Source organism: Myroides sp. TSA_177.3, from assembly GCF_052691955.1.
On sequence record NZ_JBQZGD010000003.1, the window covers coordinates 165,593 to 180,720 of the forward strand.

Genomic DNA, 15,128 nt, shown 5'->3' on the forward strand with positions numbered 1-15,128 from the left:
TCACAAAGAGCAAACCTCCCAAAGAGCAAACCTCACAAAGCACAAACCTCACAAAGAGCAAACCTCACAAAGAGCAAACCTCACAAAGAGCAAACCTCACAAAGAGCAAACCTCACAAAGTACAAACCTCACAAAGCACAAATCCCTCTCCAATTTCCATTTTACAATAAAAAAAAACACCAACTTTTCAGTTGGTGTTTTTTTTATTAATATCCGAATAGATCTTCTAAAGTTAATTCTTTGATGGTACCGAATTTTTTAACGGCTTCCCAATCTAAGTTTTCTTTTTTACCTAATAGACCTACGTTAAACGTTTTTCCTTTTACGTGTTGATTAAAGAAGTTTACCAAATCAGACAATTGCATCTCTTGGGTTTGTTTGTAAATATCTTTGTTGATATCATAATCAATTCCTCTTTCTTGTAATCCTAACCAATAGAAGAAAATCTGTGCTTTTGTATAACGTTGTGTTGCAATGTTTTTCAATGCTGAATTCTTTGCATTTTCAAACTGATTTTGTGCTTGAGGCATATCATTCATCAAGTCCATCATCGCATCAACAGCTTGTGTTAGTTTGTTTGCTTGTGTACCCACATACGCCATTACGTAGTTATACTTATCTGATTTCCCAGCATTTGCATAAGCTGCATAAGCAGAATAAGCCAATGATTTTGATTCTCTAATTTCTTGGAAAACAACAGATGCCATTCCTCCTCCAAAGTAACTATTGAATACACTTGATGTTGCTAATAAGTCTTTGTTAAACTTACTTTCTCTACCACGGTACGAAATTTCTGCTTGTACCATATCATAAGGAGCAAAATAAACCGTTCCGTCTGTCATTGGCTCAGCATACACTTTTTGCACCGGTGTTACTTTTCCTTTTCCTAAGTTGTGATTCGCTACGATCGCTTTTTTCACCGTTGCTAAGTCATTTCCGTAGTAGAATACTTCTTGATTATAATCAAAGAATTTATGCAACATCCCTACTAATTCTGTTGGGTTGATTGCTTGTAATTCTGCTTCGCTCAAAATATCTTTAAATCTACTTAACTGATTTCCAGACATGATATAGCTATTCAATGCACGTTGAATTCCACCTTTACTTGATTTTGCATCAAAACGAGACTTCAAAATTTGGTCCACTAAATTTTCGTATGCCTCTTGATCTGCTTTTGCATCTGTCAATAAGTGCTCTAACAATTTAATTCCCGCAGGGATATTCTCTTTTAATCCAGCAATTGTGATATATGATTTATCTGTTCCTGTATTCAATGAATAATCAACCCCTAATTTGTAGAACTCTTTGCGAATATCTGCTGGAGAATATTTGTTAGTTCCAATATAATCCAAGTACTCTAAAGCTAAACTTAATTTCTTGTCGTGATCAGATCCTACTGGTGTGATATACGTTACAGTAGCTAAGTCATTCGTTACATTTTCAATGCTGTATAACGTTGTTTTGATTTTGCCAATTTTCTCTCTTTTCAACGCTTTGTTGAAATCAACGAATTCTGGTTGAATATCTTTAACAGTAACTTGATTTAATGCTTTATAGAATGCTGATTCACTATCTCTATTTAAATCAATTGGTGTAATTCCAGGGTTTTCAACGCGAACTAAATCTTTGTTTTCTCCTTGGCGTTTATACACAATCGCATAGTTATCTTTGTAATTCTCGTTAGCAAAACGCACGATATCCGCTTTGGTAATTTTCTCCATGCGGTCGATTTCGCTCACTGCATCTTCCCAAGATCTACCTTGAATAAAGGCTTGATACATTGCAGTAGCCATCGAATCATTATCTTCTAATGCTTTCATTGAATTCTTTCTCAATTCATTGATAACAGCTTGTAATAACCAATCGTCAAATTCCCCTTTTTTGATTTTTTCGATTTGCTCTAACATAATGTCTCTCACCTCTTCTAAGGTTTGTCCTTCGTTAGGCATACCTGTTAGTTCATGAACCGAATAATCTTTCATGATCATGGATGAACTACCTGCGTATAACGTTTTTTGTTTTTGGTTGATATCTAAGTCAATCAAACCTGCTTGACCATTGCTCAATAGCATGTCAATCATCGTTACAAATAAAGCATCTTGTGTTTTTGCACCACCTAAACGGAAGCCCATCTCTACGCGCTCCGCTTGTGGACTAAATACCTCAGCCGATTTAATTCCTTGAATAGGTTGTTCAACCGCTACATATTCTTTCGGTTGAACTCCTTTTTTCATCGCACCGAAATACTTGTTTACCATTTGAATCGTTTCATCAAACTGGATATCTCCCACTAATACTACCGCAATATTATTTGGTACATAATATTGATCAAAGTAATTGTGGATCGCTACCATAGAAGGATTTTTCAAATGCTCTGACGTTCCAATTGTCGTTTGCGTTCCATAGTGTGTTGTTGGAAACAACATCGCCATCATTTTCTCGTTTGACGCCCAGAAGTCATTATCTTGACCGCGGTTGAACTCTTCGTATACAGCCTCTAATTCTGTGTGGAATAAACGCAATACCAATTGAGAAAAACGCTCTTTTTCAATGATTAAGAATTTTTCTAATTCATTTGAAGGAATGACGTTTTTATATACCGTTTCCTCAAACCACGTATGTGCATTCGTTCCAGTTGCTCCAATAGAAGCTACCGATTTATCATACTCATTAGCAACCGCATATTGAGATGCTTCTTTCGAAATTTCATCAATCTTTTTATAGATTGCTTTTTTCTTTTCTACATCCTTTTCATTTTTATGTTGCTCATACAAGTCAGAGATTTTTTTAATCATTGCTTGCTCTACTTCCCAATTAACCGTTCCTAATTTAGAAGTTCCTTTGAACAACATATGTTCCAAGTAGTGTGCTAAACCTGTACTGTCTTCTGGATCATTATTTGAACCTGTACGAACAGGAATATACGTTTGGATTCTTGGCTCATCGTGATTCTGTGCTAAGTAAACTTTTAGCCCATTATTTAAGGTATAAATTCGAGCATTTGCTGGATCATTCTCTACATATTCATAGGTAAATCCGTTGGCATCCGTTTTTGTAAGTGTTTTATATTGAGCGTGTAATACACTACTCATTGAAAATATAAAACCATACAATAGGTATCTTTTTTTCATAAATAGTAATTTGTAAGTCCAAAGCTAAACATAATTCTCTTTTCTTACACAAAAATAACATAGGCTTAAAAAAGAAAACGCCCTTAGTTTTTCACTAAAGGCGTTTTTTTTTTACTTCTTATTGTTCAATTGCTTCTTGGATTGGTGTTCCAATGTTTCCATTAGGGAACTCTATTTTCAAGATTTGCGCTATTGTTGGTGCAATATCTGTCATATGTGTTTGACGGGTTGTTTTTCCTGGTTTAACTCCCCATCCTAAGAATACTGCTGGAATATGCGCATCGTATGAATTCCAACTACCATGTGTCGTTCCTTTTCCATCTTTCGATCCACTAAACCATTGTGGTTCTAGGATAATCTGAATTGCTCCGCTGCGTTTGAAATTGTATCCATTGATGATGCGTTCTCTCAATATCTGAGGTACTGATGATTCCGCAGCTTCATTCATATCCACCACGAAAGCCACACCGTCAACTTTTTTCAATAGTTTGATTGCAGCAGCAATAACTTCATCTTCTTCTACATCATTTGCTTCAATCACTTCATAGTTCAAGTGTACTTGATAATTGGCTAAACTTTTTACCAAATCAGCTACCCCAAACTTACTTGCTAACTTTTCATTCAAGTCTTTTCGGATCACCTTCGTATCAAAATATCCTGAGTTTCCTTTTTGATCCGCAAAAAACTTAGGGTTATGAGCCGCTCCATGGTCAGCACTTAAGAATAACGTATAGTTACCTTTTCCAATATTTTGATCTAAATACGCTAAGAAATCAGCGATATCGCGGTCTAAACGCAAATAGGTATCTTCGATTTCAATTGAATTAATAGCAAATTGATGTCCAATATAGTCTGTAGATGATAAACTTACAGCTAAGAAATCCGTTACTTGTAAAGGGTTATTCCCCAATTGTTCGTTTTCAATTGCACGTTTAGCAAAATCCAACGTTAACGTATTTCCTTGCGGTGTACTTTTAATTAACTCATACCCATTTTCTTTCTTTAGCTTCACTAAATCACGCGGGAATGTTGGTGTTTTCTCTCCTTTAAACGTCTCTTCATATAAGTTGTCATCCGCTGTACTCAACACATATGTATCTATAGGATACAACGTCTTCCATCCTTGTTTATAGTATTGATCTACTATTTTTTCTTTATTGAATCCCTTTACCCATTTTGGCAAATCCTTCATATAGTACGTACTCGTAATCCAATCACCTGTTTTACCATCTAACCAATATGCAGCATTAGCAAAATGCCCAGCAGGGAGAATTCCACCTCTATCTTTGATGGCAATTCCAATTACTTTCGATTGGAAATTAGTCGCTAATTTCAATTGATCGGTAATCGTAGATACCAATAAATTCTTTGGTGATTGCTGTCCTACTTTTCCTTCACCACCAACTGCCTGAACGCTATCATCTTGGGTACAGTACATATTTTGTCCTGTTGCTTGGATGATAAAATCATTTCCTGCAATCCCATGTATTGCCGGTACACTTCCTGTATAAATGGTACTATGTCCAATTGCTGTATACGTTGGTACATAATCAATTAATGTATTTTCGCTGGAGAATCCTTCGTTTAACAAGCGCTTAAATCCATTTTCACTATATCGATCATAATAACGATATAAATAATCCCAGCGCATTTGATCAACTACAAGACCCACCACTAATTTTGGTTTTTCTAATTTTTCATTTGCCAAAATAGCAAAGGAAAAGAAGCAGCACATGGCTGTAATTACCGTTGACTTAAAATTCATTTTTTTCTTTATTTGGGTGTTATTTAAGTATTTAATAAGGTTTAACAAAGCTATTAAAGACATTCTACATAGAAAACATCTCGTATCATAAAGTTTGTTAGCATATTCAACGACCTAAAAAATTCATTTTGACAAATAAAGGCTTTTTGACCTAATTTCATATTATCTCAATATTAAATAACAATAATACACTCGATAAATTAAAAATTTTATTCTTTCGCACTCCTGTAATTCCTCCACTCCCTTTCTTTGAGAATTCCTATCTTTGTGTATTCACAACTCAATCAATTTCATTCCTTTTATCATGGATATCGATCAAATTCTTACAGCTATTTATCCTCTACCTGAGCCTTCCCTGACGGCGCTAAAGAGTTTGTGTAGTGAATTACATCTACCGAAAGGCCATATTATACTTGAAGCGGATCGCATTGAACACAACATCTACTTCATCAAGCAAGGGGTTGTTCGTGCTTTTTCCTCTCATGAAGATGGGGAAATCACCTTTTGGTTTGGCGAAGAGGGAAGTACTATTTTATCCATGAATAACTATGTAGAAAATCGAAAGAGCTATGAGAGCATTGAGCTTTTGGTTGATTGTGAACTCTATCAGGTTAATGTTCATGAGCTAAGTGAATATTATTTAACGGACATCCACATTGCTAACTTTGGACGAAAATTGGCAGAAAAAGAATTAATGCGTGTAGAAAAACGTATTATCTCTCGCGATTTACTATCCGCTACAGCCCGTTATAAAGATTTAATTTCCAACTATCCGACGATTATTCAGCGTGTACCACTCAAACATATCGCTTCCTATTTGGGAATTACCCAAGTTAGCTTGAGCCGTATACGCAAAGATGTTTAATCCAACGTTGCGTTAAATTTAGTCTCTTTATACCAGAAGGCCCTAAATCTTTACTTACCTTTAGGCTAATTATAACAGCATAACATGAATAAAATTAAAGTTGTTGCATTTGATGCAGACGATACGCTTTGGATTAATGAACCTTTTTTCAGAGAAGCCGAACAACAATTTTGTATTTTGATGGAAGATTACCTTACGCATCAAAGTATTTCTCAGATTCTCTTCAAAACGCAAGTAGATAATTTACCGCTTTATGGTTACGGAATCAAGGGATTTACACTTTCCATGATTGAATCCGCTGAAATTATCTCTAAGGGAACTTTAAACGTAAAAATTATTGATAAGATTGTCAAAATAGGAAAGGGATTATTGACGAAACCCGTTGAATTGATTGACGATGTAGAAGCAATTCTCCAAGAACTACAAACAAAATACCGTTTAGTCGTTGCTACCAAAGGGGATTTAAAAGACCAACATCGCAAATTACACAAATCGGGATTGGGTTCTTATTTTCATCATATTGAAGTAATGACGGATAAAGAAAAGATCGATTATGAAAAATTACTTTTGCGACTGGATGTACAACCAGAGGAATTTATCATGATTGGAAATTCGCTGCGCTCTGATGTGTTGCCCGTCCTGGAACTAGGGGGCTATGCCGTACATGTTCCTTTTCACACAACTTGGTTACACGAGCACATTGAACACCCTGTGATTCACGAGAATTTCACTTCCATTAAAAAATTATCTGAAATTAAAGGCCTGTTGTAATAGGTTTGATATACACAAAAAACAAAAACAAAAAATAAACGAGCGATGAAAACAAGAATTTTAATCTTAGCAGCCCTAACCTTAACCTCAGGTTACCTTTTGACAAGCTGCAAAGAAAACACCAAAGAAGCCACTACAACTGCTCCAGAAGCAACGGAAGCGAGTCAAGTTACAGAAGCAACAAAAGCAGCACCTGTTAACCTAACTTTTGTTTCAGAAGGCTATGCAACAAAAGAAGATGGATCGGATTGGGTAAAAATCAACATAACAAGTTTAGAAAAAGATCAAGTTGCTATTCTCGTGACTTCGAGAGAGGACATTAAAAAACCTACTTGTTCTTTAGAAACCACAGCAACCCAATTAAATGACCACACATATCAAGCCATCTTGCAAGAAGTTCCTGTAAACTTTACTTTAAAAGAAGGAGAATTAAGCATTGATACCGTAAACGAAACTGATAGAGGAGTTTTATCGTACTACTGTTCAGGTGGAGGTTCTTTAGTTGGAAGTTATAAAGCACTAAACTAAGGTTTTCATCCCCCCTCATACTTGATGTAATTTACCATTTTTAGGAGGATATAAGACTTATACAAAATAGAAAAAGGAAACCGTTGGGTTTCCTTTTTCTATTTCATAAACAATTTTATTCTATATCGCACTTGTTCATCGATTGATTGGGTATTCTAGGAATCTCCATTTTTGTTCGATTTCACTAAAAGCGATAGCCTACATAAACACCAAAATTCTGATTGTAGATTTTGAGGTCATTGGCTCCTGTATTTTCTTCTACCCCAAACGTATTGGAATTGTCAAAAATAGAAGCAAATCCTCGGGTATATTGTGCACCTACGATTAACCCAAATTTGAATTGATATTCTATACCTGCCGTAACCCCATAATCCATCTTTTGCAGGTATTTACTATCCTCTTGGTCGTCTTCTGTAGAACCAAAGATACCGTGATCTTTATATGTTTTTCCTTCTTCATCTACAGCTGTAATTGAAGAGTACAACAACATATTGATGTAAGGTCCTGCATACACTTGCAATCCCCCTATTTTAAACGTAGGGCTAATGGGATTCAAACGCAAACTGTGCATCTCTAACGTGGCATCAAACGTATGTTCATCTAGTGATCGTTTAAAGTCTGCGCCGTAATTCTGATAGTACAATTCGTGTTTTAATCCAAAATAAGTTCCGATACTATTATCTACACTTACCCCTACAAAAAAGTTATTGCGTTTATCTATTTTGCCCTCTACGGCTAATTCATTCACGTCATCTCCTTTTAGTGTGGATTGTAACCAACCCGCTTTTACACTAAAAGAGGTTCTTCCTTTTAGATCTTCATTGAAGTCCTGTGCTTTCATAGAAAGCCCAGTTAATACTATTAAACTGAATATAATGTGTTTCATCCTACGCTTCTTAAAAATCAATATCCCAAATTCCCACCGCTTTTTCTAACTCCACCAACGATTCTGCATAACCGAATAAGGTCTCTGCATACGCTTGTTGGGTTTCGTTATACGTACGCTGTGCATCTAACACTTCCAATAAGCTACTAGCACCGCGTTGATAGCTATATTTAATTCCTTCAAATACTTGTTTAGCTTCATCTAACATGCCATTTTCAAAACGTTGAATTTGCTTTTGCTTGGTTAGATAATTGCGATACGCCTGTGTGATTTCTTTTTCCAACTCCAATTCCACCATGTCGTATTCCAACTCTGCTTGTCTTTCTTCATACAAAGCGGTTTTCAACCCCGCATCACGTCGATTGGAAAATTTCAAAGGAACCGAAATACCCGCTTTCACTACGGTATTCCCAGGTGTAGGAGCCACTGCATTTTTGACAAATGAATTATTTTCAACCCCTAAATTCAACCCTAAATCAATCACGCGTTCTGCTCTCGCTAACGCAACTTGACGCCCCGCAACTACTTTATTTTGTTGAGCAACTAGAAAATCTGCACGATTATTCTGAGCGGTTACAATAAGATCCTCCAAGGCAAACAATCGAACGAATTGATTAAAATCCCCTACGGGTAGATAAATCGAATCAATTCGACGTGCACTAATGATGTTGCGCACTTCAATCAAACTATTTTCCCAAGCATCATCCGCATCTTGCAAATCATTGAGCATCGACTTGGCTTCCAACTTACTTTGGATCGCATCGACTTTGCTAATTTGTCCTAAAGAATAGCGAATACTATCCGATTGGGCTACTTGACGCATTGATTCGTACGAATCCTTTTGGATATCATACAACATCTTGTTTTGCATAGCCTCCAAAAAGGTAACCGTTGATTCTGCACGCAACGTGTGAAAGAATTCTTGCAGCTCTAATTCTGCTAATACTTTTTGATCGTGTGCTAAGTTCTTTCTTGCTTTTCGCTTTCCTCCAAGCTCTAAATCCCAAGATAATTCTGCTTCAAATCCATACCCCATTTGCATGCGTTTTTGCTGATTATCTGCCCAACCAAAACTCAATTCTGGATCGGGAAATGCTTTAGCCGCTTGTACTTCTGCCTCTGCGATGTTGATATTATACTTTTCCGCAGCATAGCTCAAGTTGTTTACTACCATTTTGGATAGAAACTCCTTATAGGTCAGTGTGCTTTTATTTGTCGCTTCCTCCGTATGCCCATTTTGCGCATACATCGTGCCACCACAAACGATTGACATCACACTTATACTTATATATTTCTTTACAATATTCATCTCAATGCTAGTTTTCTTCTGTTTCTTCTACTTTCACAAAGTCACTGTCTTTTCCCCATTTGCGTTCTACTAAATAATACAAAGCAGGCAATACAAAAAGGGTCAAAATAGTAGCGAATAACAATCCATATACAATTACTGTTGCCAATGGACGTTGAACATCTGAACCAATTCCCGTTGCCATAGAAGCAGGGAATAATCCCAAAATTGCTACAGTTGCGGTCATTAATACCGGTCTAAATCGCTGTTCCGCTCCCAACAATACAGCTTCTAACAGTGCATGTCCTTTCTTGCGCAAGTCATTAATATGAGAAATCATAATCACTCCATTCTGAATTGCGACTCCAAAGAGTGCAATAAATCCAACGGCTGAAGACACGTTCAAGGACATCCCTCTCACATTCAAGGCTAACATTCCTCCAAAAAGAGCCAAAGGAACTACAACCATCAATAACCCTGCTTGTCTGAACTGACCAAATGCTCCATAGAGTAACACAAACATCAAACACAAAGTAAGCGGAACGATAATCGCCAAACGATTGTATGCACGGTGTTGATTTTCAAATTGTCCTCCCCACTCAATGTGGAATTTATTGTGATCATATGTAATGTTGTCCTCTATTTTTTGTTGTGCTTCTTTCAATAAAGAACCCAAATCGCGGTTACGAACGTTTAATTTTACTGTTAAATGACGTCTGTTCATCTCACGTGTAATGGTACTTTCTCCTGTACTTGTTTTTACATCCGCCACTTGTGACAAGGGAATCTTCGCTCCACTACTCGAAGTCAACATTAGATTGGCAATCTTTTCTGGTGTATTTCTACTCTCTTCCGTATAACGCGCACTAATATCATACACCTTATTTCCAATAAAGATTTGAGAAATCGCTTTTCCACCAATCGCCACTTCAATCAATTCCGCTACATCCGCTACATTCAATCCATATTGTGCAATTTTATCTCGATTTGCGTGAATTTGTAATTGCGGTAAAGGAGGTTCTTGATCAATCGCTAAATCTACTGCGCCATCTACTGTTTTCAATGTTCCTAGTACTTCATTGGCAATACGTCTAGTTTCGTGGAAATCTTCTCCATACACTTTAACCACTAATTCACTATGTGCTCCAGAAATCTTATCCATTACACCGTCAATCATTGGCTGTGCGAATCCTACTGTAAATCCAGGAAGCGATTCATATTCTGCAGCCAACTCTTCAATTAGGTCATTTTTCGTTTTGCCTCTTGGCCATTCTTTATAAGGTTTGATCCCAATAGAACACTCAAAATGGGAAGGCGTAAATGGATCCGTACCATCATCATTTCGTCCAGCTTGCACCATAACATAAGTCACCTCTTCATACTTCATTGTTCTCGCACGTAGTGTATCACTCATCTCTTTGGATTTCTCCAAGGAAATTCCTGGAGGTAAAGTCACCTGTAACCAAATAGATCCTTCATCTAGAGGCGGTAAAAAGTCTTTCCCCACTTTTACCGTTAATCCAACTGTAATCGCCAATACAATAACGATAGGTAAAAACACTTGTTTCGGTCTTTTCATAATCTTTTCAATGCGATTATGATACAATCCCGTTAGTTTTTCCAACCACTTATTGTGGTATATTTTTCTTGGTTTTTTATACACCGCATAAGCCAACCCAGGAATTAAGAATAGCGCTACTAAAAGAGCCCCCAACAAAGCAAATCCTACGGTGAATGCCATTGGCGTAAATAGTTTCTTTTCTACGCGCTCAAAAGCAAAAAGAGGTAAATAGGCCGTGATAATAATAATCGTTGCAAAAAATACAGGCTTTGCTACTTCTTTCGTACGTTGTGCAATTGATTTCTCCTTCAGTTCTTCATTCGGATTATCTTCTCGCTTCTTGAGGATGGACTCCATCATCACAATGGCCCCATCGACAATAATACCAAAGTCAATCGCTCCCAAAGACAATAAGTTTGCTGGAATATCTGTGAAATGCATTAAGATAAAGGCAAACAAAAGCGATACAGGAATGGTGATTGCTACAAGCAAAGCCCCTCTCCAACTACCCAAGAACACAATTAATACGATAATCACTAAGCTAATTCCTTCAATCAACGTAGTTGATACGGTATGTAGCGTCGTATCTACTAATTCTGTACGATCTAAAAACGTGTGAATCTTAACACCTTCTGGCAGTAATTCGTTGTTTAATTCATCTACATATTGGTGGATTTTATCTAGTACTACTGATGGGTTTTCTCCTTTCAATAAAAGGACAATCCCTTCAATACTATCGGAGTAATTACGCTCTTTATCTGAATAGCCTAAAACTCCTTTGCGCTCGACATTTCCATATTTTAAACGACCTAAATCTTTTAAGAAAATGGGAATACCATTATCCGCTTTTACAACGATTTTTCCTAAATCTTCTAAATCCTTCACCAGCCCAATTCCGCGAACAACATACCCTAAATCTCCACGTGTTAACACACTTCCTCCAGAATTTACGTTGTTTTCTTCAATTGTTTCCGTTACATCACTTAATGATAAATCGTATTGTTCTAATTTATGTGGGTCTAATTCAATTTGAAATTGAGTCGTAATCCCTCCAAAATTCGTTACTTCTGCTACACCTGAAACTTGATTTAATTTCGGAATAATCACAAAGTTTTGAATATCCGTAAGCTCGCGTAAACTATACCCATCTCCTTCGATAATATAGCGATATACTTCTCCAATTGGCGAGGTCAAGGGATCTAATTCAGGAACAGCTTCATAAGGTAATTCCACTGCATTTAGACGTTCTTGAATACGTTGACGAGCAAAATAATCATCAACTCCATCCTCAAAAACAAGCGTAATCATGGATAATCCGAACGTACTATTACTACGCATTACGTGCATGCCTGGCATTCCATTTAGTGCACGTTCAATGGGAATTGTAATCTGTAATTCAATTTCTTCAGCAGCTAAGCCTGGTACTTGTGTCACTACTTGTGAGGTTGTATCTGCAATATCGGGATAAGCTTCTATGGATAATTGCTTCCAAGAATAATAACCGAAGATACACAGTAAGCCAAACAAAGCAGCAACAAGCCATCTTTTGTGTATAGCTGTATCTATTATATTTTTTTTCATTTTTTTGCTGTTTTATAGGATTACTACAGTTGTGGTAAGTAAATACCTCCTTCGCTTACGATTTTGTCTCCTTTTTCTAAACCAGATAAGATAACGGTCTGATTGCCTGACACTCCACCGATGACTACATTTTTACGGATGTATTCGTTTGGTGCTACTTCAACAAAAACGAAAGAATCGTCTTCTCCCTGTAATACAGCTCTTGAAGGAACTAAAATTACTTTTTCCGGTTGATCAATGAAACGTACATTCACATACATGCCTGGTTTTAACTTGCGATCGTTGTTATTTACTTCAATTAACACATCGATACTTCTCGTTTCTTCATCTACAATTTCATTCACATGGTAAATGGTTCCCTCGATAGGTTCACCTGGATAAGCAGATAACTCAATTTGAACTTTATTCAACTTGGTCAAATGTTGGATGTCTTTTTCTTTGACTTTTCCTACAATCCAAATTTTGTTCAATGCAGCAATTTTAATTACAGGATCTGCATCATCATTGATGTACTGCCCCAATACAATATTGTTTTCCAATACTTCCCCTTCAATAGGAGAACGCACAATTAACGGCTGTCCTAAAACCAAAGAGGTCGGTTGTACATTGTATATTTTGATGGCGGCTGTAGCATTGTCAAAAGCAGCTTTTGCCATTGAGTTTTCCGTTTCAGCTTCTTCATACTCTTGGCGAACTCCAACTCCGTTCGCTAATAAGTCTGCTTGTCTTTTTAAATTCAAAGACGTTTGCTTGTATTCTTGTTTGGAATCAAAGTAATCCTTTTGTGCTTCGAAATAATCTGGTGAAGACACTTCGAATAAGGGTTGGTTCACACTTACTTTTTGACCCAATTTGATAAACGATTTGATAATTCTCCCCGAAAAAGGAGAGGCAATCTCCGCATAATGGTTCGGTATTGCTTTTACTAAACCTGCAGTTACTAAATCAAAAGTAAAATCTTCTACTTCTACTTCTGTCACTTTAATTCTGCCTTTGAGGTTTGAATTTTCTGTTAAGGAAATGACCTGATTATTCACTTGGTATGGTGCAACGTCACTGGTTTGTTCCTTTTTATCAGAGCAAAAACTCAATAAGATACTCAAGCCTAGAACTCCTGCTATTTGTACTTTTTTTGCCATTATGATTGTTTTAAATTTTAACTTTATAATATTTTCTTAATTTACGAAATTTTACGCTATATTTTTTATCATAAAAATAAAACATTACGTTTATTTAACAATAAAAATAATTATCCATTACCCATAGGGAGTCAAATCACAGCGAAAACGCCACTTTTTCATTCTTTTTATCTTTATAGTATGGTTTATCTACCTTTTAATTAGTGTAAATCGAAGATGTAAGCCGCTAATCCGAAATAGATTAACAATCCTAGAATATTGACTATGGTTCGAATTGCTGGACTCGCTACTACAGCTGGATCAGCTCCCATTTTCTTCACAAGGAGCGGCAAGGCAGCCCCAATGACAGTAGAAAATATCACTTGTAAAAACAAAGCCACTGCAATCACTCCGCCAATAATCCACAGGCTAAATACTTCTGGCGATTCTGTTTCCCAACTCAACAGGACCACTTTACTAAAGGCTAACACACCCAAGCACAAGGCTAACATCAATCCGATTTTCATTTCTTTCCACAGCACAAGCATCCAGGACTTTACTGTTATTTGCCCTAATGCAATTGCTCGTACAACAACCGTTGCGGACTGACTTCCTGCGTTTCCTCCTGCATCTGCTACCATAGGCATATAGATGGCTAGAATGACCATTTGCGCAAGAGCTCCTTCAAAATTGTGAATGATTAACCCCGATACTAAACCAACAATAGCTAAAGTTACCAACCAAAACACGCGTTTTTTAAAGTGATCGAAAACAGAAGTTTGCTCATAATCTGCATCCTCACTACTTCCCATTACCCCCATAAACTTTTGCATGTCTTCGGTGTGTTCTGCCTGAATAATATCTAAAGCATCATCATGGGTTACAATCCCCACCAGCTGTTTCTTGCGATTGAGAATAGGCAAGGCTACTAATTCGTATTTATCAATCTTAGCCGCAACTTCTTCATTTTCTTCGTCAACATAGCCAAAAACAAAATCGCGGTGTAGTTCTTCTTGGACCAATTGATGTGGTTCTGCTATAATGAGATCTTTTAGGGTAATGAATCCCAATAGGGTTTGGTCTTCATTTACCACATAGATATAGTAAATCGTTTTCTTTGATGGTGCATCTTGACGTACCTTGTGAATCGCCTCAAAACAAGTCATATCCTTACCAACCGTAGCAAAATCCGTACTCATAATTCCACCTGCCGTATCTTCAGGATAAGAGCTCAACGCCAATACATTCTCTCGTACTTGCTTGGTCAAAAACGGCAACAAATCAATTTGTTCCTGTTGTGTTAGAATTTGAAATAAATCAGCGCGATCTTCAGATGGCATTTGCTCAAATAATCGAGCAAAGCGCTTCATGCTCAACTGCTGAAAAACAGAAAGTTGTTTCACCAAAGGAAAGGCTGCAAATATTTCAGCTTGATGTTCTAGTGGAAATTCGCGTAAAATAACAAACAGTTCTTTTGTTTCCATCAAAGAAAGCGCCTCACTCACATCAATAATGGGCATCTTTTTCAATACCGGAAGCATCTTCATCATTTGATCTAATCCTTGAAAATCTTGTGCTATTTTGCGTAAGCTACTGTGTTCGTACTTCATTGTTCTCATGCCATTTCTCTTTAA

10 protein-coding genes are annotated in these 15,128 nt (G+C 36.8%); 3 read left to right on the forward strand and 7 right to left on the reverse strand.

The genetic code is table 11. The features are described from left to right. Window positions 1-206: 206 nt before the first annotated feature. Both ACUTSE_RS04590 and pafA read right to left on the reverse strand, forming a co-directional pair. The gene (locus ACUTSE_RS04590; RefSeq protein ID WP_445639418.1) at window positions 207-3,131 is read right to left on the reverse strand and encodes a M16 family metallopeptidase; all 2,925 of its coding nucleotides are present in this window, start codon (window positions 3,129-3,131) and stop codon (window positions 207-209) included. A 118-nt stretch (window positions 3,132-3,249) separates the two neighbouring features. Continuing rightward, window positions 3,250-4,896, reverse strand: coding sequence for an alkaline phosphatase PafA (gene pafA / locus ACUTSE_RS04595; protein ID WP_445639419.1), 1,647 nt, complete (start codon window positions 4,894-4,896; stop codon window positions 3,250-3,252). A 304-nt stretch (window positions 4,897-5,200) separates the two neighbouring features. Between pafA and ACUTSE_RS04600 the strand changes: the two genes are divergently transcribed. The 3 genes from ACUTSE_RS04600 to ACUTSE_RS04610 all read left to right on the forward strand — a co-directional run bounded on the left by ACUTSE_RS04600 (window position 5,201) and on the right by ACUTSE_RS04610 (window position 7,060). Further along, window positions 5,201-5,761, forward strand: coding sequence for a Crp/Fnr family transcriptional regulator (locus tag ACUTSE_RS04600; RefSeq protein ID WP_353101993.1), 561 nt, complete (start codon window positions 5,201-5,203; stop codon window positions 5,759-5,761). Between the two features lie 84 nt (window positions 5,762-5,845). Further along, window positions 5,846-6,532: an HAD family hydrolase gene (locus ACUTSE_RS04605; RefSeq protein WP_002989186.1), complete on the forward strand. Its 687-nt coding sequence runs from the start codon at window positions 5,846-5,848 to the stop codon at window positions 6,530-6,532. A gap of 45 nt (window positions 6,533-6,577) precedes the next feature. Then, window positions 6,578-7,060 (forward strand): hypothetical protein, encoded by a 483-nt coding sequence (locus ACUTSE_RS04610; RefSeq protein ID WP_445639420.1) that lies wholly within the window; start codon window positions 6,578-6,580, stop codon window positions 7,058-7,060. Window positions 7,061-7,244: 184 nt separating this feature from the next. On the opposite strand, the gene ACUTSE_RS04615 is transcribed toward ACUTSE_RS04610, so the two are convergent. From ACUTSE_RS04615 to mgtE, 5 genes are all read right to left on the reverse strand, one after another. Further along, on the reverse strand, window positions 7,245-7,946 hold the full coding sequence (locus ACUTSE_RS04615; protein ID WP_445639421.1) for an outer membrane beta-barrel protein: 702 nt from the start codon (window positions 7,944-7,946) through the stop codon (window positions 7,245-7,247). Window positions 7,947-7,956: 10 nt separating this feature from the next. Continuing rightward, window positions 7,957-9,255, reverse strand: coding sequence for a TolC family protein (locus tag ACUTSE_RS04620; RefSeq protein ID WP_181816748.1), 1,299 nt, complete (start codon window positions 9,253-9,255; stop codon window positions 7,957-7,959). A 7-nt stretch (window positions 9,256-9,262) separates the two neighbouring features. Next, window positions 9,263-12,376 carry an efflux RND transporter permease subunit gene (locus ACUTSE_RS04625; protein ID WP_445639422.1) on the reverse strand — a complete coding sequence of 1,038 codons (3,114 nt, stop codon included), beginning with the start codon at window positions 12,374-12,376 and terminating at the stop codon, window positions 9,263-9,265. Between the two features lie 23 nt (window positions 12,377-12,399). After that, entirely contained in the window at window positions 12,400-13,515 is a 1,116-nt protein-coding gene (locus ACUTSE_RS04630) for an efflux RND transporter periplasmic adaptor subunit (RefSeq protein ID WP_445639423.1), read from the reverse strand. Between the two features lie 200 nt (window positions 13,516-13,715). Further along, the gene (gene mgtE / locus ACUTSE_RS04635; RefSeq protein WP_002989165.1) at window positions 13,716-15,113 is read right to left on the reverse strand and encodes a magnesium transporter; all 1,398 of its coding nucleotides are present in this window, start codon (window positions 15,111-15,113) and stop codon (window positions 13,716-13,718) included. Window positions 15,114-15,128: the final 15 nt, after the last annotated feature.

Excerpts from the sequence above, each read along its gene's own strand:
- mgtE (WP_002989165.1), bottom strand. The coding sequence starts at position 15,113 with ATGAGAACAATGAAGTACGAACACAGTAGCTTACGCAAAATAGCACAA.
- pafA (WP_445639419.1), bottom strand. The coding sequence starts at position 4,896 with ATGAATTTTAAGTCAACGGTAATTACAGCCATGTGCTGCTTCTTTTCC.
- ACUTSE_RS04610 (WP_445639420.1), top strand. The coding sequence starts at position 6,578 with ATGAAAACAAGAATTTTAATCTTAGCAGCCCTAACCTTAACCTCAGGT.
- ACUTSE_RS04590 (WP_445639418.1), bottom strand. The coding sequence starts at position 3,131 with ATGAAAAAAAGATACCTATTGTATGGTTTTATATTTTCAATGAGTAGT.
- ACUTSE_RS04605 (WP_002989186.1), top strand. The coding sequence starts at position 5,846 with ATGAATAAAATTAAAGTTGTTGCATTTGATGCAGACGATACGCTTTGG.
- ACUTSE_RS04630 (WP_445639423.1), bottom strand. The coding sequence starts at position 13,515 with ATGGCAAAAAAAGTACAAATAGCAGGAGTTCTAGGCTTGAGTATCTTA.
- ACUTSE_RS04615 (WP_445639421.1), bottom strand. The coding sequence starts at position 7,946 with ATGAAACACATTATATTCAGTTTAATAGTATTAACTGGGCTTTCTATG.
- ACUTSE_RS04625 (WP_445639422.1), bottom strand. The coding sequence starts at position 12,376 with ATGAAAAAAAATATAATAGATACAGCTATACACAAAAGATGGCTTGTT.
- ACUTSE_RS04600 (WP_353101993.1), top strand. The coding sequence starts at position 5,201 with ATGGATATCGATCAAATTCTTACAGCTATTTATCCTCTACCTGAGCCT.
- ACUTSE_RS04620 (WP_181816748.1), bottom strand. The coding sequence starts at position 9,255 with ATGAATATTGTAAAGAAATATATAAGTATAAGTGTGATGTCAATCGTT.